We start from the raw sequence: 24334 nt of genomic DNA on the forward strand, positions 1-24334 counted from the left end.
GATGAGAAGTGTGGTCGGTTTTCGCTATTTGTGGGAGGGAAAGTGCTTAAAAATGCGCGATATATTGGTAGAAAAGCGCTCCCTCCCGAACGGGAAGGAGCGTAGAAGCGTTACATCACCGGACGGGCGATCACGCTGCGGGTTTCCATGCGCACTTCGGCGATGGTGACATCAATGACATCCGTCACTTTGAACACCACTTCACCTTTGATCTGCACGGTGCCGCTCTCCTGGCTGCACACCAGCTCATCACGCACGGCATGAATGAACGGGGCAGGGATAAAGGCGACCGCACCGTTATCCACCAGGCGAACGCGCATGCCGCCACGGCTGACATCGATAATCTCTGCCGCGAAGCGGGTGTCGGTGCCGGCTTTGTTTTGCAGGAAACGGGCATAGAGCCAGTCGCCGACATCGCGCTCGGCCATGCGGTTCAGGCGACGGCGCTCCGCCATTTGCACGGTAGTCTCATCCTGCGGACGCACCGGCGTTTCACCTTTGATGATTGCTTTCAGCAGGCGGTGGTTGACCATATCGCCATACTTACGAATCGGCGAGGTCCAGGTCGCGTAAGCGTCCAGCCCCAGGCCGAAGTGCGGGCCTGGATTGATGCTGATTTCGGCGAAGGACTGGAAGCGACGAATGCGGCTGTCGAGGAACCCGGAAGGCTGCGCGTCGAGTTCACGGCGCAGTTTGCAGAAGCCTTCCAGCGTCAATACTTCTTCAGCATTCACTTCAACGCCGTGGGTTTTCAGCATCGCCACCAGCTGCTCGCTGTTCGCCGGGTCGAAACCTAAATGGACGTTGTAGATACCAAAGCCCAGCTTGTCGCGCAGCACGCGCGCGGCGCAGATGTTGGCGGCAATCATCGACTCTTCAACGATGCGGTTGGCAATACGGCGCGGCTCGGCAACGATATCCAGCACTTCGCCTTTTTCGCCCAGTACAAAGCGGTAATCCGGGCGGTCTTTAAACACCAGCGCATGGGTCTGACGCCACTGGCCGCGCAAATCGCAGGCGCGTTTCAGCAGACGGATCTGCGAGGCGATGGCGTCATTAACAGGCTGCCACTCGCCACGGTTTTCCAGCCAGTCAGAGACATCGTCATAGGCCAGTTTGGCTTTTGATTCGATGGTGGCGGCGAAAAATTCAATGTTCTCTTCAATCGTGCCGTCGCTGTCCAGCGTCATGCGGCACACCAGCGCCGGACGCACTTCGTTCGCGCGCAGGGAGCAGAGATCGTCGGAGAGTTCGCGCGGCAGCATCGGAATGTTGAAGCCCGGCAGGTAGTTGGTGAAGGCGCGAATTTTCGCCGCATCGTCAAGCTTGCTGCCTTCGGCAATCCACGCGGTAGGATCGGCAATCGCCACGGTCAGCTGCAGCTTGCCGTCCGCCAGCTCTTCAGCGTAAAGCGCATCATCCATATCTTCGGTGCTGGCGCTGTCGATGGTGACGAAATCAAGCGCGGTCAAATCCACACGCTGCAGGCCATCATCGAGCATCTCTGTTGCCACACCGTTTGGCGCCTCTTTTTCGAGGTTATGACGGGCAAGCGTTACCCACCACGGCACAAAGTGGTCATCGGAGAAGGTGATAAATTGCGTGAGTTCCGCGTAGAAGCCGCGATCGCCCTTCAGCGGGTGACGGCGCATCTCAGCGACCGCCCAGTCACCCTCTTTAAAATCATGCTCCACGCCACGCGCGGCGCGGCAGGGGATGGAGTCTTTGAGTAAAGGATGATCCGGCACAATCGACAGGCGGTCATCTTTCTTGTGCACTTTGCCCACGAAACGGGTCAGAAAAGGCTCGACCAGCGTTTCCGGCTCCGCGCTTTCGCGCTCTTTTTCCGTGTGAATAACGGCAACAATACGATCGCCGTGCATCACTTTTTTCATCTGCGGCGGCGGGATGAAATAGCTTTTTTGAGCATCGACTTCCAGAAATCCGAAGCCTTTCTCGGTGCCTTTAACAACACCTTCTGCACGCGGTGTCTGAGAGTGGAGCTGCTGTTTAAGCTGCGCGAGCAGCGGGTTATCCTGGAGCATAATCATCTATTTTCGTGGCTAAAAGAGCGGCTGACAGTTTTACGCGATTCCGCCTGTTGCAGCAAGCGCTCTTTCAGCAAAATCTCCTGCGCGCCGCCCGGTTTATAGCCTTACGCCGCAGGCTCGCCGAGGGCGATCTTCAGCCGGTTGATCCAGCCGCACAGGGCACAGCGCAGCAGCAGACTGAATGCTATCTGGGGGCTAAAACCCGCATCTGAGAGTGCTGCAAGCTGAGCGGGGCTGAATCTGTCCGGCGCGCAGGTCAGCACCTGCACCGCTTGCACCAGCGAGCGCTCTTTATCGTTATCGGCCAGAAACGCGCTGAGGGCAGGTTCGCCCTGGCGCAGCGCTTCCCGTAGTCCGGCGGCGTGAACGCCGCGCTGCAGGCGTTCAGCAAAACAGCCGGTGCTGCCATTGATGCGCGCTGTAGAGGCCCCGACCAGCCAGCCCAGCGTTTTATTCGGCGTAATGGCGTTCACCTGCTGGCAAATCTCGCCCAGCTCGTTAAGCAGCAGATGCTCGTGCGCCAGTAGCGGCGCAAGCTGGCGCAGCTCGGGCAGCGGCTGCCAGTGGGCAAGGGAGCCCATTTGCGCGGCGTTTGAAACACGGGGATCAACCCCCTCAATCGCCGGTTGCCAGCCCGCGTTTTCATCGGCAAACAGGCTGGCGTCGGCGGGCGGCTGCGTCTCCATGCCGGGAATATAGCGCACCGGTTGTCCCAGCAGCGCCTGCAAAATGGCGAGCACCCGCGCCTGGAAGGCGATAAACCCGACAATCTGGTTGAAGAGCACAATATCGAACAGCGTCAGGCCCACCTCTTCGAGCTGCTGGCGGGCCCGGGTATCAATCACCGACGGCGAAGCGGCAAGCTGACGCGCATATTGCGTAATTTGCGCCAGCCGGCAGTTGCTCTCGCGCGATGAGTCGGGTGCTGCGAGGGGAGCGAGCCGTGCCGCGTAGTGGTTGCATAAACGCTGGACGCCAAACACCTGCGCCACGGTGAGCGCGGTGCTGAGCCGATCGTAGGCGCTGAAGGTACGCAGCCGCGTCGTCTGTACCCGCTGCGGAAAGAGCAGGGCGTAGAGTTTGCGTGCGGGCGTGGCAATGGCCTCGACATCGCCATGCAGATCATTCGGCACAGTCAGGTCGAGCAGAAAGGGGTCATTAACGGTAGCGGCTTCGGGAACCAACGGTAGCGCGTGTACCCGGCTGGCGCTTGACTGGGTTTCATGATACCAGTGGCTTTTGCCTGCAATCCGGCGTTGTTCCATGGTCGTTCCTTGGTCTCAAAGTGGCGATCCGGGGACGACGTCAGGTCTTGGCTTGCCGGATCGGTGGTGCTGCTTAATCCTGGCGTAAGGGGGAGGCGGGATAAAAGATTGTTAGGTGATAACAAATATCAGAAAGGCATAAAAAACGCCCCTTCGGCAGAAGGGGCATTGGGGAATTATTTGATTTCCAGCTCGTTCATCGCAGCGATGTTGAAACCGCCGTCGACGTGAACCACTTCACCTGAGATACCGGCAGAGAGGTCAGAGCAGAGGAACGCCGCAGAGTTGCCGACGTCTTCGATGGTCACGGTGCGACGGATCGGGGTAACCGCTTCGCAATGTGCCAGCATTTTACGGAAGTCTTTGATACCGGAAGCCGCCAGGGTGCGGATCGGACCGGCGGAGATGCCGTTGACGCGCACGCCTTCCGGACCCATCGCGTTCGCCATATAGCGCACGTTCGCTTCCAGAGAGGCTTTCGCCAGACCCATCACGTTGTAGTTCGGGATAGCGCGCTCTGCGCCCAGGTAGGAGAGGGTCAGCAGCGCGGAGCCCGGGTTCAGCATTTCGCGGCAGGCTTTTGCCATCGCTACAAAGCTGTAGGAGCTGATGTCGTGAGCGATTTTGAAGCCTTCACGGGTTACGGCGTTAACATAGTCGCCGTCCAGCTGATCGCCCGGTGCGAAACCGATGGAGTGCACGAAGCCGTCAAATTTTGGCCAGACTTTCGCCAGGTCAGTAAACAGGGCGTCGATGCTCTCATCTTGCGCCACATCACACTCCAGCACGATGCTGGAACCCAGCTGGGCGGCAAACTCTTCAACACGGCCTTTCAGCTTGTCGTTCTGGTAGGTGAACGCCAGCTCCGCGCCTTCGCGATGCATAGCCTGTGCGATGCCGTATGCGATGGAGAGTTTGCTGGCTACGCCAGTCACCAGAATGCGCTTACCGGAAAGAAAACCCATAGCTTTAATCCTTATATTCATTGTTGTGGCGCTCGCGGCTCTGTTGGGGCGAGCGTCGTTAAAACGCGGCGATTCTATCATGAGTCGCCGTCTCCGTTAATCCGACCACTGAAAGGTTTGGTCTCAGCGGTCTTTTCGCCAGGCGTCGGCGGTTAATGCTTCGCCAAAGTGGCCGGCAATTAAGCGTTTAGTGAGATCGTGCAGCGGCGAGGCGAGCACATCGGCAGTGCTGCCGCGCTCAACCACTTCCCCCTGATGCATCACCAGCACCTGATCGCTGATATGTTTCATCATGCCGATATGCTGGGTGACATAAATATAAGAGATACCCTGTTTCTCCTGTAATTCCAGCATCAGGTTGATTAACTGCGAACGCATCGACATATCGAGCGAGGCCAGCGCTTCGTCAGCAATAATCACTTTCGGGCGCAGGATCAGCGCACGCGCCAGCCCAAGGCGCTGTTTCTGCCCCGGTGCCAGCATGTGCGGGTAATAGCTGACATGATCCGGCAGCAGGCCGACCATGCGCAGGGTTTCCAGGATGCGCTTACGCCGCGCTTCCGGCTCCAGGTCAGTGTTGAGACGCAGAGGGAAATCGAGGATCTGCGACAAGCGCTGGCGCGGGTTAAGCGAGGTGGTCGGATCCTGAAAAATCATGCGGATATGCTGGCTGCGAAAGGTGTAATCGCCGTAATGCAGCGGCTTATCGTCGATCACCAGTTCACCGGCGGTAGGGGCAATCATTCCCGCCAGCATTTTCGCCAGCGTCGATTTTCCTGAGCCGTTCTCGCCAATAATCGCCAGCGTCTGCCGTTCACGCAGGGTAAAGCTGAGCGGCTTGACCGCTTCCACGGTCTGGCGGCGGAACCAGCCGGTACGGTAGCGAAAGGTTTTGCTCAGATTGCGCACTTCAAGCAAGGTTTCAACCATCTCACTCACTCTCCATATTCAGCGGGAAATGGCAGGCAAACAGGTGATTACGCGGTCCTGCAAGCCGCGGCGTTTCAATACATTTGCGCTGGGCATAAGGGCAGCGCGGCCCCAGTCGGCAGCCAATTGGCAGGTGCTCAAGCAGCGGGATCGCGCCTGGCAACGTATTCAGGCGGCTTTTGTGCGGCATCGCGCTGCCAAAATCGGGAATAGCGCGGATCAGTGCCTGGGTATAGGGGTGATGCGGCGTGGCGATCAAATCTTCGCTCGGCGCGGTCTCAACCGTCTGCCCGCAGTACATCACATTGATACGATCGGCCCACTTGCTCAGCATCTGCAAATCATGGCTGATCAAAATGATGGTCGTATTGTTGTTCTGGTTCAGCCGGTCGAGCAGGCGGAAAATCTGCGCCTGGGTGGTCGGCTCCATGGCGTTGGTCGGCTCATCGGCAATCAGCAGGCGCGGCTGGTTGGCCAGCGCAATAGCGATCATCACTTTCTGACACTCGCCCTCAGTCAGCTCATAAGGGAAACTGCGCATCGCATCTTTATGATCTTTAATGCCAACGCGGTGCAGCAGCTCAATCGCCCGGCGTTTGCGCCAGCCCATGCGCTGCCACCACTTACCTTTAAAGGTCCAGCGCGGGATGTTTTGCATCAGCTGCTTGCCGACACGCTCGGAGGGATCAAGACAGGATTGCGGCTCCTGGAAAATCATCGACACGTTGTGGCCCAGCAATTTGCGCCGCTCGCGCGCCGAGAGGCGCATCAGGTCGATATCATCGAAGCGCATACGGTCCGCCGTGACGCGCCAGTTATCCTTGGTAACGCCACAGATCGCTTTCGCAATCAGGCTCTTACCGGAGCCTGATTCACCCACCAGCCCGCGAATCTCACCCTCGGCAAGGGTCAGGCTGACGCGGTCGACTGCTTTCACCCATTCAGAACCGGTTTTGACTTCAATAGTCAGGTTACGGATATCAAGAAGCGGCATTACTCCACCCCCGCAGTGATGGCGCGACGGATGCCATCGCCCAGCACGTTAACCAGCAGCACGCTCACCATAATCGCCGCGCCCGGCAGCATTACCGTCCACGGTGCAACATAAATCAGCTCCAGCGCATCGCCCAGCATCGCGCCCCACTCCGGCGAGGGGAGCTGCGCGCCGAGATCGAGAAAGCCCAGCGCGGCAATATCAAGGATCGCCATCGACAGCGCGCGGGTAATCTCCGTCACCATACCGGCAGTGATATTCGGCAGAATGGCGTACCACAAAATATTCATCGTTGACGCGCCATCGAGACGGGCGGCAACGACATACTCTTTTTCCAGCTCGTCATGCACCAGGCTGTAGACCGAGCGCACCATGCGCGGCAGCAGCGCCAGCCAGACGGCAAACATCGCATGGGAGAGATGCGGACCAACAAAGGCCACCACAATAATCGCCAGCAGCAGAGTTGGCAGCGAAAGCAGGGTATCGAGAATATGGTTCAGCACCGCCGAACGCAGGCCGTGCGTTGCCCCGGCGAAGACGCCGAGCAGCAGCCCGCACACCGTGGCGGCGAGCGTAACCAGAAATGCGCCGCCAACGGTAGGCGCCGCGCCGCTCAGCAGGCGGCTTAACACATCGCGGCCGAGATCGTCGGTGCCGAGGAAAAACGACACATCGCCGTAGCGCGACCACGACGGCGGCAGCAGTTGATAGCCGAGAAACTGCTGGTCGATGCCGTAAGGGGCGAACCAGTGACCGAACAGGCAGAGCAGCGCCAGCGCGCCGCAGCCATAGAGGCCGATCATCGCCGTGGGATCGCCATAAAAGTGGCGCCACGCGGTACGCAGCGCGCCGGGCGCACGTTTTTCGCTGTAGACGCTATCGTAAGGCATACCAGTCCTTATGTTTTAACGGGTTCGCCAGCGCGCCAAGAATATCGGAGAGCACGTTGACGATAATCACTAATGAACCGATAACCATCACGCCAGCGGAGATCGCGGCATAATCCTGCTGGCGGATAGCGTTAATCAGCCAGCGGCCCAGCCCCGGCCAGCTAAAGACCACTTCAGTGATCATCGCCAGCGTCAGCATGGTGGAGAATTGCAGACCCAGACGCGGGATCACTGGCGGCAGGGCATTGTGCAGCACATGGCGGCGCAGAATGGTAAAGCGGGACAAGCCGCGCGTCGCCGCTGCTTTAATGTAGTTTTTCTCAAAGACCTCAATGGTGCTGATACGCATCAGGCGGATCACTTCGGTGGTCGGCGCCACCGCCAGCGTCACCACTGGCAGGATGACGTGGCGCAGGGCGCTCATCAGCATCTCATCGCGCCACGGCGAGTCAGAAATCCAGGCATCAATCAGCGAAAAACCGGTAACAGTTTTCACTTCATACAGCAGATCAAAACGCCCGGAGACCGGCAGCCAGCCGAGATTGAGAGAGAAGAAGAGGGTAAGCAGCAGCGCCAGCCAGAAGACCGGAATGGAGAAGCCGAGCAGCGCGACGGCGCTGATGGCTTTATCCTGCCAGCGGCCACGCATGACGCCCGCCAGCATCCCCACCGGAATACCCACCAGTAACGCCGAGCCAAAGGCGAGGATACAGAGCTCCATGGTCGCCGGGAAAACTTCCTGCAACTGCTCGGAAATCAGCTGCCCATTAATGCTTGAGACACCAAAATCCCAGTGCAGCAGGCCGTTAAACCAGAAGATCCACGCGTTCCACAGCGTTGCGCCCTGTAAAGGCGCATGGGGGGTAAAGTAGCTCAGGCTGAAGCCAACAAAGGTCAGTAAAAAGAGGGTGACCAGCAGCAGCAGCAAACGACGCAAAGTAAAAATAATCACGGCGACACCTCTTTTTTATCCCGCGACACGCCAGCGAAAGAGGCGCTGCCGAACGGGCTCAGCACCAGGCCTTTAATATCGTACCGGTACGCTTGCAGGCGCAGGGAGGAGGCGAGCGGCAGCACCGGCAGTTCGCGCGCGAGGATCTGCTGGGCTTCGTCATACTCATCGATGCGCGATGCCAGCTGCTGCGAGGCGAGCGCTTTTTGCAGCACCTCATCAAACTCGCGCTGGCACCAGTGGGCAAAGTTGGTTTGCGAATCAATCGCCGCGCAGCTTAACAGCGGGCGGAAGAAGCTGTCCGGATCGTTACTGTCCGTCGCCCAGCCGGTGAGCGTCAAGTCGTGGTTCATATCCATCAGGCGCGCCTCCTGGAAGCGCCCCTCAACCGGCACAATCACCACTTTTACACCGACCTGCGCCATATCTGCCTGAATCAGTTCGGCGGTTTTCAGCGGGCTGGGGTTCCAGGGCTGCGAGCTGGTTGGCACCCACAGTTGCAGGGTGAGGTTCTCCAGCCCCAGCGCTTTCAGGCGCTCGCGGGCCTGTTTCGGGTCATATTCGGTAATTTTGGCATCGTTATCGTACGCCCAGGAGGCGCGAGGCAGGATCGACGCCGCAGTTTCCGCTGTGCCGTAATAGATCGACTGCATCAGACGCTGGTTATTGATCGACAGGGCTAACGCGTGGCGCACCGCCGGGTTATTGAGCGGCGGTTTGTTGGTGTTAAACGCCAGGTAAGCGATGTTCATCCCTGGACGCAGGGTTAGACGCAGCCGCGGGTCGTCACGCAAAATGGTTAACTGGCTGGCAGCAGGCCACGCCAGCACATCGCACTCGCCGGTGAGCAGTTTTGATAAACGACCGGTGCCGCCCGATCCGAGATCGACCACCACCTGTTGCATCAGCGGTTTTCCGAGCCAGAACTTTTCGTGACGTTGTAACCGAACATACTGCCCGGCGCGATACTCATCCAGCTGGAACGGCCCGGTGCCGACCGGCTGGCGGTCAATCAGCTCCTGGCGGTCGATTTTTTGCAATTGCGCGGCATATTCTGCCGACATCACCGAGGCGTAGTGGGTAGCGAGATGCCATAAGAAGGAGGCATCCGGCTTTTTCAGGCGAAACTCGACGGTGCGGCTATCCAGCTTGCGCACGCTCTCCACCGAGTCGGCAAATTGCAGGCTGTCGAAATAGGGGAAGCTGTCGCCATTGACGTTATGCCACGGATGATGGCGATCGAAAATGCGTTGGAAGGTAAAGACCACGTCGTCGGCATTCAGCGTCCGGGTGGGGGTAAACCACGCGGTATGCTGGAAATTGACGCCGCTGCGCAGGCGAAACCGGTAGGTCGCGCCGTTATCCAGCACCTCCCAGCTCTCCGCCAGCTCCGGCACCAGACGATAAGTATAAGGGTCAACATCCAGCAGGCGGCTGTAGAGCTGCGCGGCGAGGGTGTCGACAATCAGCCCGCTGCTCGCTTTTTGCGGGTTAAAGGTATTAACCTGGCCATTCACGCAATAGACAAAGCCACTTTCGCGGATATCTGACGTGGCCGCGGGCGCAGCCTGAACCGTACCGGTCGCCAGCAGTGCGGTGAAAAGCAGGGAAGAGAAAACCAGACGCATGATTTTTTCAACGGTTTTAAAATAATGGGCAAAGTGTATCGCACTTACCTGGGCTACGTACAAATGTCTGCGGACAACTGCTGTTATTGTCGACGATTTCAGCGTATTTGATGCTTTTTCAGCAGTGCACGCAGCTGGTGATAGGTTAAACCAAGCCGCTCTGCCGCCCGTTTCTGGTTAAATCCGGCCTGTTGCAGGCTCTGCTCGAGCAGGTTTTTCTCCTGATCGAGCTGAAACTGTCGCAGATCCAGCGGCAGCTCTGGCAGCGAAGTTGCGCTATTTTCTTGCCTCAGCGCTGGCGCTTTCTCACTCACATCGCGGCGGAAAGGGTCGAGGATAATAGTGTCCAGCGGCGTATCGCTGCTGCCGTGACGGTAGACGGATCGCTCCACCACGTTTTTCAGTTCGCGGATGTTTCCCGGCCACCCATAGTTCATCAGCACGTCGCGGGCATGCTCCGTAAAGCCGGGAAAGAGCGGCATATGCAGCTCGCGGCACATCTGGATGGCGAAATGATCAGCCATCAGCATGATGTCGCTCTGGCGCTGGCGCAGCGGCGGTAACAGCACCACATCAAAGGCCAGCCGGTCGAGCAGGTCGGCGCGAAAGGTTCCTTCCTGCACCATCTGCGGCAGATCGGCGTTGGTGGCGCACACCAGCCGCACATTAACCTGCAGCGGCTGGCTGCCGCCGACGCGCTCCAGCTCGCCATACTCAATCACTCGTAGCAATTTCTCCTGCACCAGCATCGGCGCGGTTGCCAGCTCATCCAGAAACAGCGTGCCGCCGTCGGCGCGCTCAAAGCGGCCAGGGTGGCGCTTCTGCGCACCGGTAAAGGCGCCCGCTTCATGACCAAACAGTTCGCTGTCGAGCAAGTTTTCATTTAGCGCCGCGCAGTTTAAGGAGATAAACGGCCCCTGCCAGCGCGAGGAGAGGTAGTGCAGGCGGTTGGCAATCAGCTCTTTACCGGTGCCGCGCTCGCCGATAATCAGCACCGGTTTATCGATCGGTGCAAGGCGGGAAACCTGTTCCAGTACCTCAATAAAGCTGTTGGCTTCGCCAAGAAGGTTATCTTTCTGTTCTGCCATGATGAAATTCGCCACAAGTTGGTCTCTTTAACCACTCTAGTCTAAGTTATGGTTAAGGTAAAATCATTCATTCCCTTTATAATCAAGCAGATGAAAAGTTGGCACGGAGATTGTATTAATCAGGCAGCAGGGCTCAGCCCGATAACAGAAATCAAGAGGATTAGATTATGGGTATTTTTTCTCGTTTTGCCGACATCGTGAACGCCAACATCAACTCGCTGCTGGAAAAAGCGGAAGATCCGCAAAAACTGGTCCGCCTGATGATCCAGGAGATGGAAGATACGCTGGTTGAAGTGCGCTCCACCTCTGCACGTGCGCTGGCTGAAAAGAAACAGTTAACGCGCCGTATTGAGCAGGCGAGCGCGCAGCAGGCCGAATGGCAGGAGAAAGCCGAACTGGCGCTGCGTAAAGAGAAAGAGGATCTGGCGCGTGCCGCGCTGATCGAAAAACAGAAAGTGACCACGCTTATCGAGACGCTGGAGCAGGAAGTGACGCTGGTTGACGAAAGCCTGGCGCGCATGAAGAAAGAGATTGGCGAGCTAGAGAACAAACTGAGCGAAACCCGCGCCCGCCAGCAGGCGCTGACGCTGCGTCACCAGGCGGCAAGCTCCTCGCGCGATGTGCGCCGTCAGCTCGACAGCGGCAAAATGGATGAAGCGATGGCACGCTTTGAGTCCTTCGAGCGTCGTATCGACCAGATGGAAGCCGAAGCGGAAAGCCACGGTTTTGGTAAGCAAAAACCGCTGGATCAGCAGTTTGCCGATCTGCAGGCAGATGATGAAATCAGCGAGCAACTGGCGCAACTGAAAGCCAGAATGAAACAGGACAACCAATAATAACGAGCGGCGGCATCAGAAGATGCCGCTGGCATCCCTGTAAGGAGTACACATGAGCACGCTTTTTCTGGCTATACCCCTGACATTATTCATTCTGTTTGTTTTACCGGTCTGGTTATGGCTGCACTACAACAACCGCGCTTCACGCGGTGCACTTAACCAGAACGAGCAGCAACGTTTGCTGCAACTGACGGATGAAGCAACGCGCATGCGCGAACGCATTCAGGCGCTGGAAGATATTCTGGATGCAGAACATCCAAACTGGAGAGATCGCTGATGGCTACCCTCAATCTGAATAAAAAATTATGGCGTATTCCGCAGCGCGGTAAGCTCGGCGGCGTCTGCGCCGGTATCGCGGAATATCTCGATATCCAGGTCAGACTGGTGCGTATCATCACCGTGCTGGCGATGCTGTTTGGCCTATTTTTCTTTGTCGTCGTTGCCTATATCGCGCTCTATTTTGCGCTTGATCCGCTGCCGGATAACTACACTGAAGGTGAGGTGCCCGCCAGCAACAGCGAGTTGCTGGATGCGGTAGATGCGCAGCTGGCCGCCGGTGAAAGCCGTTTGCGCCAGATGGAGCGTTATGTCACATCCGATACGTTCTCGCTGCGTAGCCGTTTTCGTCAGCTTTAAGAGGTGAATATGAATCGACACTGGCAACAGATTAACCGCAATGTCAAACCCGGCCTGAAGCTGGTCGGCAAACTGATGTTGCTGACCGCACTGCGCGTTGGACCTGCGGGCGTGGCGGGCTGGGCGGTAAAATCCGTTGCCCGTCGACCGTTGAAAATGGTGCTGGCCTTCGCACTGGAGCCGCTTCTTAAGCGCGCGGCGAATAAGCTCTCCCGCCGCTTTGATAACAAGCCTGTTACGCGTAAGCGTTGACAACTGCGTCGCCGCCCATATCTCATAGTGAGCAGGACTCTTCTGGATTTAAGGGCGCATACGCATGGCGATGGAACGATTACGAAACGAACTCAACTCGCTGGTCAACCGCGGGATGGACAAGCATCTCCGTCTCGCGGTGACCGGCCTCAGCCGCAGCGGTAAAACCGCGTTTATTACCGCGCTGGTTAATCAACTTCTCTCAATTCACACGGGCGCGCGCCTGCCGCTGTTCAGCGCGGTGCGCGAAGAGCGTTTGCTCGGCGTTAAACGCGTTCCCCAGCGTGATTTCGGCATACCCCGTTTTACCTATGATGAAGGGCTGGCCCAGCTTTACGGCTCGCCGCCGGTATGGCCAACCCCGACGCGCGGCGTGAGTGAAATCCGCCTCGCGCTGCGCTTTCGCTCCCGCGATTCGCTGTTACGCCACTTTAAAGAGACTTCCACTCTCTATCTGGAAATTGTCGACTACCCCGGCGAATGGCTGCTCGATCTGCCGATGCTGGCGCAGGATTACCTGAGCTGGTCGCGGCAGATGACCGGCCTGCTTACCGGGCAGCGCCAGGCGTGGTCTGAGAAGTGGCGCGCGCTCTGCGCCGGGCTCGATCCGCTCGCGCCTGCCGATGAGAACCGGCTGGCGGAGATCGCCGCCGCCTGGACTGAGTACCTTCATCAGTGCAAGCGTGAAGGGCTGCACTTTATCCAGCCGGGGCGATTTGTGCTGCCGGGCGATATGGCAGGCGCACCGGCATTACAGTTCTTCCCGTGGCCAGACGTTGATGGCACCGGCGAGGCGAAGCTAGCGCAGGCCGGCAGGCACACCAACGCAGGGATGCTGCGCGAACGCTATCAATACTACTGCGACCACGTAGTAAAAGGCTTTTATAAAAACCATTTCCTGAAATTTGACCGCCAGATCGTGCTGGTTGATTGCCTGCAACCGCTCAACAATGGCCCGCAGGCCTTTAACGATATGCGCCTCGCGCTTACACAGCTGATGCAGAGTTTCCACTACGGCCAGCGTACGCTGTTTCGCCGTCTCTTTTCCCCGGTGATCGATAAGCTGCTCTTTGCCGCCACCAAGGCGGACCACATTACCGTCGATCAGCACGCCAATATGGTGTCGCTCCTGCAACAGCTGATTCAGGACGCGTGGCAAAACGCCGCCTTTGAAGGCATCAGCATGGATTGCATGGGGCTGGCTTCCATTCAGGCGACGCAGAGCGGGCTTATTGAGGTTAACGGCGAGACGATTCCGGCGTTACGCGGTCACCGATTAAGCGACGGTTCGCCGCTCACCTTCTATCCAGGCGAAGTGCCGGCGCGCTTGCCGGGGCAGGCATTCTGGGAGAAGCAGGGCTTTAATTTCGAGGCGTTTCGCCCGCAGGTGATGGATGTCGATTCGCCGCTGCCGCACATCCGGCTGGATGCCGCGCTGGAATTTTTACTGGGAGATAAATTGCGATGACCGAGCCGCTAAAACCGCGTATTGATTTCACCGGGCCGCTGGAGACGCCAGCGCAGGAGCAGTTCAAACAGGCGCAGCGCTTTGACGCGCTCGCCGCCGAGAAGTTTGCCCCGGTTGCCGTAGATGAACTGCCCGAAGAGGGGCAGGCGGAAGCGGTGGTTGAAGCCGCCCTGCGCCCGAAGCGCACATTGTGGCGCAAAATGGTCACCGCCGGGCTGGCGCTGGCAGGCATTACCGTGATTGGTCAGGGCGTGCAGTGGGCGATCAATGCCTGGCAGACCCATGACTGGGTAGCCCTTGGCGGCTGCGCAGCGGGGACGCTGATCGTCGGCGCAGGCGTCGGATCCATTGCCAGCGAGTGGCGGCGGCTGTGGCGTTTACGTCAGCGGGCGCACGAGCGCGATGAAGCGCGCGAACTGTTGCAGAGCCACGGCACAGGCAAAGGGCGCGCCTTCTGCGAAAAACTGGCGCAGCAGGCGGGGCTGGATAAGTCTCATCCCGCTTTACAGCGCTGGTACGCGGCGATCCATGAAACCCAGAGCGACCGCGAAATCGTCACGCTCTATGCTCACCTGGTGCAGCCGGTGCTGGATGCGCAGGCACGGCGTGAAATCAGCCGCTCGGCGGCGGAATCGACGCTGATGATTGCCGTCAGCCCGCTGGCGATGGTCGATATGGCGTTTATCGCCTGGCGCAATCTGCGCTTAATTAACCGCATTGCTGCCCTCAATGGTATTGAGCTGGGTTATTACAGTCGCCTGCGTCTTTTTCGCCTCGTGCTGCTGAATATGGCTTTTGCCGGCGCCAGCGAACTGGTACGCGAAGTGGGGATGGACTGGATGTCGCAGGATCTGGCAGCAAGGCTCTCAGCCCGCGCAGCGCAGGGGATCGGCGCCGGGCTGCTTACCGCACGCCTCGGTATCAAAGCGATGGAGCTTTGCCGTCCGCTGCCGTGGATCGATGGTGACAAACCCCGGCTGGGCGATTTCCGCCGTCAGCTGATCGCTCAGGTCAAAGAGACGCTACAGAAAGGCAAATCCTCCGGCACAGCCGGTTAGAAAGCAGGCGCTGCGCGCTTATCTTTACGCCGCCGCGCCGCTTTTTTCCGCAGGCTGTCAATATTTGTTGACAGACATCTTCCTGCCGACCGTTAAGTGGCTTATCATCCTTTCATTACGTGAATGAATAAGGGTGAAGGTTCCCATGCGTCTTGAAGTTTTTTGTGAGGACCGGCTTGGTCTGACACGCGAATTACTTGATCTGCTGGTGCTGCGCGGCATCGATCTGCGCGGCATTGAGATCGATCCCATCGGGCGTATCTACCTCAATTTCGCCGCGCTCGACTTTAACAGCTTCAGCAGCCTGATGGCGGAGATCCGCCGTATTCAGGGCGTCACCGACGTCCGCACCGTGCTGTGGATGCCCTCCGAGCGCGAACACCGCGCGATGAGCGCGCTGCTTGAAGCGTTGCCGGAACCGGTGTTGTCGCTCGATATGAAGTGCAAAATCGAACTGGCAAACGCCGCCAGCGCGCAGCTCTTTGGCCAACAGCCGGATAAGCTGCTCAACCATAATGCGGCTCAATTAATCACCGGTTTCAACTTCCAGCGCTGGCTGGAGGGCAATCCGCAGCATTCGCATAACGAACATGTGGTGATCGGCGGGCAAAACTTCCTGATGGAGATCACACCGGTGCACTTGGAGGGGGAAACCGGCGAGGCGGTGCTGACCGGCGCGGTGGTGATGCTGCGCTCGACGGCGCGGATGGGCCGCCAGCTGCAAAATATCACCCAGCAGGATGTCAGCGCGTTCAGCCAGATTGTCGCCGTCAGCCCGAAAATGCGCCATGTGGTTGAGCAGGCGCGCAAGCTGGCAACCCTCACCGCACCGCTGCTGATTACCGGCGACACCGGCACCGGGAAGGATCTGCTGGCGCACGCCTGTCATCTTTCCAGCCCGCGCGCGGCAAAACCCTATCTGGCGCTGAACTGCGCCTCGATTCCTGAAGAGTCTGTCGAAAGCGAACTGTTTGGCCATGCGCCGGAAGGCAAAAAGGGCTTTTTCGAGCAGGCGAACGGCGGTTCGGTGCTGCTGGATGAGATTGGCGAAATGTCGCCGCGTATGCAGGTGAAACTGCTGCGTTTCCTCAATGATGGTACTTTCCGCCGCGTTGGCGAAGATCACGAAGTGCACGTTGATGTGCGGGTGATCTGCGCCACGCAGCGTAACCTCGTGGAGCTGGTGCAGAAGGGGTTGTTCCGCGAAGATCTCTACTACCGCCTGAACGTCCTGACCCTCAATCTGCCGCCGCTGCGCGATCGCCCGCAGGATATCGTGCCGCTGACCGAACTGTTTGTTGCGCGCTTTGCCGATGAACAGGGTCTGCCCCGGCCGAAACTCGCCCACGATTTGACGCAGTTGCTTAGCCGCTATAACTGGCCGGGCAACGTGCGCCAGCTGAAAAACGCCATCTATCGCGCCTTAACCCAGCTGGAGGGGTATGAACTGCGCGCGCAGGATATCCAGCTGCCGGATTACGATGCGGCCACCGTGCCGGTCGGGGATGATGCGATGGAGGGATCGCTGGATGATATCACCAGCCGCTTCGAGCGTTCGGTGTTAACCCAGCTCTATCGAAATTACCCCAGCACGCGCAAGCTGGCGAAGCGCTTAGGCGTCTCGCATACGGCGATTGCTAACAAGCTGCGGGAATATGGCTTGAGCCAGAAGAAGAGCGACGAGTAACGTTGTAGTGATAAAAAAGGCCGGATAGCGGTAAGCGCTTATCCGGCCTGTTTCATTCCAGACGCGATTAGCCTTTCAGCACGTCCAGTGCAGCGGTGTAATCCGGCTCGTTGGTGATCTCATTCACCAGCTCGCTGAAGATGACCGTATCGTTCTCATCAAGCACCACGACCGCACGTGCAGCCAGGCCTTTCAGCGCGCCGTCGGAGATACCGACGCCATAGTTGTCGAGGAAATCTGCACCGCGCAGGGTGGAGAGAGTGATAACGTTGCTCAGGCCTTCTGCGCCGCAGAAGCGGGACTGGGCAAACGGCAGGTCAGCAGAGATGCACAGTACAACGGTGTTGTTCACCTCTGTCGCCAGCTGATTGAATTTGCGCACGGAAGCGGCGCAAACACCGGTATCGATGCTCGGGAAAATGTTCAGCACTTTGCGCTTACCGGCGAACTGGCTCAGCGCAACATCGGTAAGATCTTTAGCGACAAGCGTGAACGGCTGCGCTTTTGCGCCAACCTGCGGAATAGCGCCAGCAACGGGAACCGGGTTGCCCTGAAAATGAACGAGTTGCGACATAATAGCTTCCTGTTTACATATAGTTAACGTCGGCGCTAGTTTATGCCATCGTCCGAGACCACGGCAAACCAATTTTCGTATCTATACTGGTTTACATTCCGTCAAAGGAGCATGTATGAGAAATGTGAACGTTTATGAGGAAACCTGGCCGCTGCATTCGCCGTTTGTGATTTCGCGCGGCGCGCGCAGTGAAGCGAAAGTGGTGGTGGTCGAACTGGAAGAGGACGGGATCAAAGCGGTTGGCGAATGTACCCCTTACGCACGCTATGGCGAGAGCGAGGCGTCGGTGATGGCACAAATCATGACCATTGTGCCGCAGCTGCAAAACCGCCTCAGCCGTGAAGCGCTGCAAACCCTGTTGCCGCCTGGTGCAGCGCGCAATGCGGTCGATTGCGCGCTGTGGGATCTGGCTGCGCGCAAAGCGGGGCGTTCGCTGGCGCACTACACTGGCGTAACCCTGCCGGAAACCGTTATCACCGCGCAAACGGTGGTGATTGGCACACCAGAACAGATGGCTGCCAGCGCGGCGGCGCTGAGCGAGACCGGCGCCCGGCTGCTGAAGATTAAGCTTGATGATCATCTTATTAGCGAGCGGCTTGTGGCGATCCGCGCCGCCGCGCCAGAGGCAACGCTGATTGTCGATGCTAACGAGTCGTGGCACAGCGAAGGGCTTGCAGCACGCTGCCAGCTGCTGGCTGATTTAGGCGTGGCGATGCTTGAGCAGCCACTGCCCGCTGGCGAAGACGCGGCGCTGATTAACTTTATCCACCCGTTACCGATTTGCGCAGATGAGAGCTGCCACACGCGTGAAAGCCTTGATGCGCTGCAGGGGCGCTATGAGATGGTCAACATTAAGCTGGATAAAACCGGCGGGCTGACCGAAGCGCTGGCGCTGGCCCATGAAGCCGCCGAGCGCGGCTTCGGATTGATGCTCGGCTGCATGATCTGCACTTCACGCGCCATTGCAGCGGCGCTACCGCTGGTCAGTGGTGTGCGCTTCGCCGATCTTGATGGCCCCACCTGGCTGGCGGTGGATGTCGAGCCGTCGCTGCGCTTCTCCACCGGTGAGCTTCACCTTTCGGCATCCCAGCAAAGCAGTGAGGTCATTGCCGCGAGATAATCTTCGCTGGCGGCATCGGCAGAGACCGGCGGCAGCTCCATGGTAATGCAGGGCAGATTGATCTCCGCACACCAGCTGCCGAAGGAGCCGGGCGTCTCATACCCGACGCTTTTGACTAACGGCAGCGAAAAGGCCTGCGCCAGCCACTCGCCAAGCGGGCTTTCGCGCGGATCTTCGACGCAGGCCAGCGGATCGTGAAAGCTAACCACCCACGCCGGATGCAGGCGATGAATTAACTGGCAGAGCGCGCGGGTTTCCGGCTCGGAACCCGGAGCAGCACCCGTGTGCAACACCACATCACGCTCTGGCGCTGCGCTGTTCCAGCGATAAACGGTATCGCCCGCCTTCCAGTTTGCCGCCGGAAAGTTACGGTTGAGATCGACGCCGTTGGCGTTGGCGCGTAAACCGAGTTGGCAACCATCCGGGTTCACCGCCAGCACCACGTGATGATGGCGCAGATCGCTCTTGAGCGCACGCATGGCGCAGGAGAGGGCGACCATCGCGGCATTCTCATCCCCGTGCGTGCCGGCAATAATCAGCCCGCTTTTCGCCGTTGCCAGCGGTGCCGGAAACCAGAAAAGCGGGGCACCGAGCAGGGACTCACCATACTGCTGACGGCTGTCGGCAAAGTTTCCCCGTAAAGAGCGCGGACGTGTCGCTGGCATAGGTTTACCTGTTTCTTCGTTGAATAAACCAAGTGTTGGATATAAAGCGGTGCGACGCAAATCATTTTCCTGATGTATGAGTTTGCATTCCTTAGAGCTAAAACAAATAATTACCGCATCTTTTTTGCGGGATGTGGCACATCACAAGGGGATTTCATGACATACCGATTTTCAAAACTTTGCTGCGCGCTGGCGCTGTGCGGCTTATCTGTCAGCGTGTTTGCAGCGGATGTGCCGCCGGGAACCCCGCTTGCGGAAAAACAAGAAGTGGTGCGCCACCTCAAAGATGAGCCGGCAACGCTCGATCCGGCAAAAGCGGTTGGCTTGCCGGAAATTCAGGTGATCCGCGATCTTTTTGAAGGCCTGGTCAATCAGAATGAGAAGGGTGAAGTCATTCCCGGCGTGGCGAAAAGCTGGCAGAGCAGCGATAACCGCATCTGGACCTTTACGCTGCGTGATGATGCCCGCTGGTCGGACGGCACGCCGGTCACGGCGCAGGATTTTGTCTACAGCTGGCAGCGGCTGGTTAATCCGCAAACCACGTCCCCGTTTGCTGGCTTCGCTGCCTTAGCGGGCATCAGCAATGCGAAAGCGATCACCGATGGCAAAATGGCGGTTGATAAACTGGGTGTCAGCGCGGTGGATGCGAAAACGCTGCGCGTGCAGCTTGATAAACCGCTGCCGTGGTTCCCGAACCTTGCGGCCAGTTTCGCGCTCTATCCGGTGCAGCAAAAGAACGTCGAGAGCGGCGCAGAGTGGACGCGTCCCGGCAATCTGGTCGGTAATGGCGCTTTTGTGCTGACTAACCGCGTGGTGAATGAAAAGCTGGAGCTGGCGCGCAATAAACAGTACTGGGACGATGGCAAAACGGTGATCAATAAGGTGACCTTTGTGCCGATCAATCAGGAGTCTGCCGCCACCAAACGCTACCTGGCGAATGGCGTTGATATCACCGAATCTTTCCCGAAAAACCTCTACCAGAAGCTGCAAAAAGAGATCCCGGGCCAGGTCTATACGCCGCCGCAACTGGGCACCTATTACTACGCGTTCAATACTCAGAAGGGGCCGACGGCAGATGCGCGCGTGCGCCTGGCGTTGAGCTTAACCATCGATCGCCGGGTGATTGCCGAGAAAGTGTTGGGCAGCGGCGAGAAACCGGCGTGGCGCTTTACCCCGGATGTCACGGCCGGGTTTACGCCGAAGCCGTCGCCATTTGAACAGATGAGCCAGCCGGAGTTGAACGCACAGGCGAAAACCCTGCTGCAGGCGGCGGGTTACGGCCCGCAGCGGCCACTGAAGCTAACGCTGCTTTATAACTCCTCTGAGAACCATCAAAAGATTGCCATTGCGGTGGCGTCGATGTGGAAGAAAAATCTCGGTGCGGAGGTGAAGCTGCAAAATCAGGAGTGGAAAACCTATATCGACAGCCGTAACAGCGGCAATTTCGATGTCATTCGCGCCTCGTGGGTAGGGGATTACAACGAGCCATCGACCTTTCTCTCCGTGTTGACCTCCAACAGCAGCAGCAATATTCCGCGCTTTAGCGACGCGGCCTATGACAAAGCGTTTAACCAGGCGACACAGGAAAATACGCCAGAAGCCCGTAATGCGGATTACAACGAAGCGGAGCAGATTATCGCCAGCAAAGCGCCGATTGCACCTATTTACCAGTACACCAACGCGCGGTTGATCAAGCCGTGGCTGAAGGGCTACCCGATCACCAACCCGGAAGATGTGGCCTACAGCCGTACGCTATACATCATCAAGCACTGATAAAAAAATCCCCCTTACATCACGGGAGTAAGGGGGAAAGTCGTTGATTGCTGAAAGTTTCCTGTCTGGGCAGGTATGCCGAAAATTTTAGTTAAGTATTGTGGAGGCACAATGGAGGAAAAAAGGAGACGCAGCCGCAGATGAGCAAAGGGCAAAAAAAAGCCCGCTACAGAGAGCGGGCAAAAAATACTGGAAGCAATGTGAGCAATGTCGTACTGAATAGTTGAGTGGGTTACTCAACTATTCAGTAATGAGAAAGATAATCTTTATCATTTGAACATGCAACTCCTTTTTACATTTTTCCCGCAGGCCGCGTATAGCGGGCGTTTACGGCAGATTTTTCCGACCCTGGTCAAAAAACAGGCAGCCAATTGTGCTATAGTGCTGATGTTTTAACCAACCAAGAGGATGTTATGTCGAACCCACTCAACCCTACCGAACTGGCCATCGAATACCTGCGTCGCGACAAAAGCGCGCTCACCCCGGCTGAATACCTGAAGAGACTGAACCTGCTGAAACTTGAGTTTGAAGATCTGCTTACGCTCTCCCATAGTGAACTGAAAGAGGAGATTGACTTTGCCTGGCGGCTTGGCATCCACTGATCGTCGCACCACGTTTAAAACGAAAGAGGCGTTATGCTGGCTTGTTTACAAGCAGCAGCGCCTGTTTAATTTTGCTATTAAATAGATCAGCGTCTGAATTGAACATATTAATATCGGCATAAAAAACTAAATCTTTAATTATTTAGATAAGCTTTATTCTGGCTAAATTAAATATGTAGTGCGTCAAAATTATCTCGCTAATTAAACCCTTTTTATATGATATATTGTTTTGCCCACAACCTGTTTTAGTGCGTTTTATGGGTGTTTATACTGGATGTATTACTGTAAAAAGGTTAATTCACATTACTTAAGTAAAATCTAAGGCACTTTAAGGCAAACCTGGCATTGCGCTAAATTAGCCGTGTCAAAGCGGATTGCGAGTGTTATAACGAGGCTACCGTTCTCCGGTGTTCTGGCGAGTCTCATTATGTTAAGAAATCTCAGTGTTCGTACCTTTATATTTTTTTACCTTCTGGTCTCTTTTGTTATCGTTGATGCGATAGTGATCGTGCTCTCAAAAAATATCCCATTAATTGCTGCGGTAAGTATCGTATCGATTATTTCGCTGGCATTAATATGGATATATTTAACGCAGTATCTGGTGACGCCAATTAATACGGTGAAGAGAAGTATTGAGGCGGTGACGGCAGGTAATCTGTCGATTGTTATTCCGGAGTTTGGTAATAACTGTGCTGGCCGTTTAATTCCCGGTATCAATAGCTTATCCGCCAGTATTGCCGTGCTGGTCAAAGAGATACGCCTCTCCTCTGATAATGCGCTCGGGCTTTCCGCCCAGCTCGCTTCACGCAGTGCCGATCTGTCGGTGAAAACGGAAGAGCAATCCGCAGCACTGGTGCAGACCGCCTCCAGCATGGAAGAGATGGCTTCCAGCACCAAAAACAACGCTGATAATACGCGGCTTGCCAGCACCCGCGCTAATGATGCCTCTTCCTGCGCTGAACGCGGCGGCCAGTTGATGGGGCAGGTGGCGAAGAATATGCAATCCATTACCGATTGCGCGGAGCAGATGCGCGAAATTATCTCCATTATTGATGGCATCGCTTTTCAGACTAATATTCTGGCGCTGAATGCCGCGGTGGAAGCGGCGCGCGCCGGCGATCACGGCAAAGGTTTCTCGGTGGTGGCGGGCGAAGTGCGCAGCCTTGCGCACCGTAGCGCCGAGGCGGCGAAGAACATTAAATCGCTGATTGCCGTCACGACCGATAACGTCACTCAGGGCGCGACAGTGGTGAGCGAAGCCGGGCAGAACATGCAGGAGATTGTCTCCGGTGCCAGCATTGTCAGTAAGCTGATGGATGAGATTGCCGTCTCCACGCTGCAGCAGGAGAAGGGTATTGCGCAAATCACCCTTGCGCTGGCGGAGCTGGAGCAGGTTACGCAAAGCAACGTATCGGTGGTTGATGAACTTGCCGGTTCGTCGGATCTACTGAAACATCGCGTTGAAGAGTTACAGCAGCGCACCAGTAAATTTAGCCTGGCTGATGAAAAGCCTGCGCCTGCGCGTCAACGCGATGCGCAGCCAGAGAAGCCGCGGGCGCCGCTTACGGCGGCGGTCGGTGGCGGCCAGGAGAACTACTGGCACTCGTTTTGATAGCGCTCTGGTGGATAAAATGCCCGCACTGCGGGCTTTTTTTATGGCAATCCGTCGTAATTTGTTAGCAAATTCAGCGCCATGATTGCTTAACGTTGGCGCATGGCTAGACTGTCATCAACAAAGACTGAATGTGGAGGCGCAGTGGAAGCCATTAAAGGAGCCGACCTGCAGGTGCCGGACGCGGTTTACGCATGGCAACTGGACGGCAAAGGCGGCGTCAAATCGCTGGCAGCGGATGATGAGATCACCGCCCAGACACCCTGCTGGGTGCACCTGAATTACACCAACCAGGAGAGCGCACAGTGGCTTGAAACGACACCCGTCTTACCGAACAGCGTGCGTAACGCACTGGCGGGCGAGAGTTTGCGGCCCAGAGTAAGCCGCATGGGCGAGGGGACACTGATTACGCTGCGCTGCATTAATGGCAGCACCGACGAACGCCCCGATCAGCTGGTTGCCGTACGCGTTTATATGGACGAGCGGATGATCGTTTCGACGCGCCAGCGAAAAGTGCTGGCGCTGGATGATGTCGTCAGCGAACTGGAAGAGGGCAGCGGGCCAACGGATTGCGGCGGCTGGCTGGTGGATGTCTGCGATTCGCTCACCGACCACGCCAGCGAGTTTATCGAATCACTTCACGACCGGATTATCGATCTCGAGGATGACCTGCTCGACCAGCAGGTTCCACCGCGCGGCATTCTGGCGCTGCTACGTAAGCAGTTAATTGTGATGCGTCGCTATATGGCACCGCAGCGCGATGTCTTTGCGCGGCTGGCCAGCGAACGTTTGCCGTGGATGAGCGACGATCAGCGCCGCCGCATGCAGGATATCGCCGATCGCCTCGGACGCGGGCTGGATGAGATTGATGCCTGCATTGCGCGTACCGCCGTGATGACCGACGAGATCACCCAGGTGATGCAGGAGTCACTTGCGCGGCGCTCCTATACCATGTCGCTGATGGCGATGGTTTTTCTCCCCAGCACCTTTTTAACCGGGCTGTTTGGCGTCAACCTTGGCGGCATTCCCGGCGGCGGCTGGCACTTAGGTTTCGCCATCTTCTGCGCCGCGTTAGCGCTGCTGATCGGTGGTGTCACCTGGTGGCTGCATCGCAGTAAATGGCTGTAAAATTTAACTTTTTTAACATTAATTGAACATTAAAACGCCACTTAAGTTGAGCGAGGTCAATAAACGCCGCGGCTATTCAGGGCAATATTCACGTCGCAGGTGAATGCAACGTCAAGCGATGGGCGTTGCGCTCCATATTGTCTTACTTCCTTTTTTTGAA

The 24334-nt window shown here is 57.2% G+C and carries 23 protein-coding genes; 12 read left to right on the forward strand and 11 right to left on the reverse strand.

What is annotated here, in order from left to right:
* Positions 1–110 precede the first annotated feature (110 nt).
* The 9 genes from SOM48_RS12575 to pspF all read right to left on the reverse strand — a co-directional run bounded on the left by SOM48_RS12575 (position 111) and on the right by pspF (position 10778).
* Positions 111–2045, reverse strand: coding sequence for an exoribonuclease II (locus SOM48_RS12575; RefSeq protein ID WP_042714825.1), 1935 nt, complete (start codon positions 2043–2045; stop codon positions 111–113).
* A 110-nt stretch (positions 2046–2155) separates the two neighbouring features.
* On the reverse strand, positions 2156–3316 hold the full coding sequence (locus tag SOM48_RS12580) for a CMD domain-containing protein (RefSeq protein WP_320512048.1): 1161 nt from the start codon (positions 3314–3316) through the stop codon (positions 2156–2158).
* Positions 3317–3492: 176 nt separating this feature from the next.
* On the reverse strand, positions 3493–4281 hold the full coding sequence (fabI, locus tag SOM48_RS12585) for an enoyl-ACP reductase FabI (RefSeq protein ID WP_023478625.1): 789 nt from the start codon (positions 4279–4281) through the stop codon (positions 3493–3495).
* A 123-nt stretch (positions 4282–4404) separates the two neighbouring features.
* Positions 4405–5211 carry a peptide ABC transporter ATP-binding protein SapF gene (sapF, locus tag SOM48_RS12590; RefSeq protein WP_023478701.1) on the reverse strand — a complete coding sequence of 269 codons (807 nt, stop codon included), beginning with the start codon at positions 5209–5211 and terminating at the stop codon, positions 4405–4407.
* Between the two features lies 1 nt (position 5212).
* Positions 5213–6205 carry a putrescine export ABC transporter ATP-binding protein SapD gene (gene sapD / locus SOM48_RS12595; RefSeq protein WP_023478893.1) on the reverse strand — a complete coding sequence of 331 codons (993 nt, stop codon included), beginning with the start codon at positions 6203–6205 and terminating at the stop codon, positions 5213–5215.
* Complete coding sequence (sapC, locus tag SOM48_RS12600; protein WP_023478710.1) at positions 6205–7095, reverse strand: putrescine export ABC transporter permease SapC; 891 nt, start codon at positions 7093–7095, stop codon at positions 6205–6207. The genes sapD and sapC overlap by 1 nt, the downstream gene beginning before the upstream one ends.
* Entirely contained in the window at positions 7082–8047 is a 966-nt protein-coding gene (sapB, locus tag SOM48_RS12605) for a putrescine export ABC transporter permease SapB (protein WP_320512049.1), read from the reverse strand. The genes sapC and sapB overlap by 14 nt, the downstream gene beginning before the upstream one ends.
* On the reverse strand, positions 8044–9675 hold the full coding sequence (gene sapA / locus SOM48_RS12610) for an ABC transporter substrate-binding protein SapA (protein WP_320512050.1): 1632 nt from the start codon (positions 9673–9675) through the stop codon (positions 8044–8046). The genes sapB and sapA overlap by 4 nt, the downstream gene beginning before the upstream one ends.
* Positions 9676–9773: 98 nt before the next feature.
* A complete protein-coding gene (pspF, locus tag SOM48_RS12615) occupies positions 9774–10778 on the reverse strand; it encodes a phage shock protein operon transcriptional activator (RefSeq protein WP_320512051.1) in 1005 nt (334 codons plus the stop codon).
* A gap of 152 nt (positions 10779–10930) precedes the next feature.
* Here pspF and pspA point away from each other — a divergent pair, with 152 nt between their 5' ends.
* The 7 genes from pspA to tyrR all read left to right on the forward strand — a co-directional run bounded on the left by pspA (position 10931) and on the right by tyrR (position 16700).
* The gene (pspA, locus tag SOM48_RS12620; RefSeq protein WP_023478673.1) at positions 10931–11599 is read left to right on the forward strand and encodes a phage shock protein PspA; all 669 of its coding nucleotides are present in this window, start codon (positions 10931–10933) and stop codon (positions 11597–11599) included.
* 52 nt (positions 11600–11651) lie between these two features.
* Positions 11652–11876: an envelope stress response membrane protein PspB gene (gene pspB / locus SOM48_RS12625; protein WP_023478697.1), complete on the forward strand. Its 225-nt coding sequence runs from the start codon at positions 11652–11654 to the stop codon at positions 11874–11876.
* Complete coding sequence (gene pspC / locus SOM48_RS12630; RefSeq protein WP_023478705.1) at positions 11876–12235, forward strand: envelope stress response membrane protein PspC; 360 nt, start codon at positions 11876–11878, stop codon at positions 12233–12235. The genes pspB and pspC overlap by 1 nt, the downstream gene beginning before the upstream one ends.
* A 9-nt stretch (positions 12236–12244) precedes the next feature.
* Positions 12245–12487, forward strand: coding sequence for a phage shock protein PspD (pspD, locus tag SOM48_RS12635; RefSeq protein ID WP_094419805.1), 243 nt, complete (start codon positions 12245–12247; stop codon positions 12485–12487).
* Positions 12488–12557: 70 nt separating this feature from the next.
* Positions 12558–13955, forward strand: a complete 1398-nt coding sequence (locus SOM48_RS12640) for a YcjX family GTP-binding protein (protein WP_076770331.1) — start codon at positions 12558–12560, stop codon at positions 13953–13955.
* Complete coding sequence (locus tag SOM48_RS12645) at positions 13952–15013, forward strand: TIGR01620 family protein (RefSeq protein WP_288882615.1); 1062 nt, start codon at positions 13952–13954, stop codon at positions 15011–15013. The genes SOM48_RS12640 and SOM48_RS12645 overlap by 4 nt, the downstream gene beginning before the upstream one ends.
* A gap of 145 nt (positions 15014–15158) precedes the next feature.
* Positions 15159–16700: a transcriptional regulator TyrR gene (gene tyrR, locus SOM48_RS12650; protein ID WP_076769920.1), complete on the forward strand. Its 1542-nt coding sequence runs from the start codon at positions 15159–15161 to the stop codon at positions 16698–16700.
* Between the two features lie 67 nt (positions 16701–16767).
* On the opposite strand, the gene tpx is transcribed toward tyrR, so the two are convergent.
* A complete protein-coding gene (gene tpx, locus SOM48_RS12655; protein WP_139569207.1) occupies positions 16768–17274 on the reverse strand; it encodes a thiol peroxidase in 507 nt (168 codons plus the stop codon).
* A 115-nt stretch (positions 17275–17389) separates the two neighbouring features.
* Between tpx and ycjG the strand changes: the two genes are divergently transcribed.
* Entirely contained in the window at positions 17390–18394 is a 1005-nt protein-coding gene (ycjG, locus tag SOM48_RS12660; protein ID WP_076769919.1) for an L-Ala-D/L-Glu epimerase, read from the forward strand.
* On the opposite strand, the gene mpaA is transcribed toward ycjG, so the two are convergent.
* The gene (mpaA, locus tag SOM48_RS12665; protein WP_054803810.1) at positions 18346–19059 is read right to left on the reverse strand and encodes a murein tripeptide amidase MpaA; all 714 of its coding nucleotides are present in this window, start codon (positions 19057–19059) and stop codon (positions 18346–18348) included. The genes ycjG and mpaA overlap by 49 nt on opposite strands.
* Positions 19060–19215: 156 nt before the next feature.
* On the opposite strand from mpaA, the gene SOM48_RS12670 reads away from it, so the two are divergent.
* The 4 genes from SOM48_RS12670 (at position 19216) to zntB (ending at position 24174) form a co-directional block, all read left to right on the forward strand.
* On the forward strand, positions 19216–20832 hold the full coding sequence (locus SOM48_RS12670; protein WP_076769918.1) for a peptide ABC transporter substrate-binding protein: 1617 nt from the start codon (positions 19216–19218) through the stop codon (positions 20830–20832).
* Between the two features lie 413 nt (positions 20833–21245).
* Positions 21246–21434 carry a YdiH family protein gene (locus tag SOM48_RS12675; RefSeq protein ID WP_023478583.1) on the forward strand — a complete coding sequence of 63 codons (189 nt, stop codon included), beginning with the start codon at positions 21246–21248 and terminating at the stop codon, positions 21432–21434.
* Positions 21435–21861: 427 nt separating this feature from the next.
* Positions 21862–23046 (forward strand): methyl-accepting chemotaxis protein, encoded by a 1185-nt coding sequence (locus SOM48_RS12680; RefSeq protein ID WP_076769890.1) that lies wholly within the window; start codon positions 21862–21864, stop codon positions 23044–23046.
* 144 nt (positions 23047–23190) lie between these two features.
* Positions 23191–24174 (forward strand): zinc transporter ZntB, encoded by a 984-nt coding sequence (gene zntB, locus SOM48_RS12685; RefSeq protein ID WP_023478760.1) that lies wholly within the window; start codon positions 23191–23193, stop codon positions 24172–24174.
* Positions 24175–24334 lie beyond the last annotated feature (160 nt).

The organism is Kosakonia sp. CFBP8986, assembly GCF_034044935.1.
GTDB classification, from domain to species: domain Bacteria; phylum Pseudomonadota; class Gammaproteobacteria; order Enterobacterales; family Enterobacteriaceae; genus Kosakonia; species Kosakonia cowanii.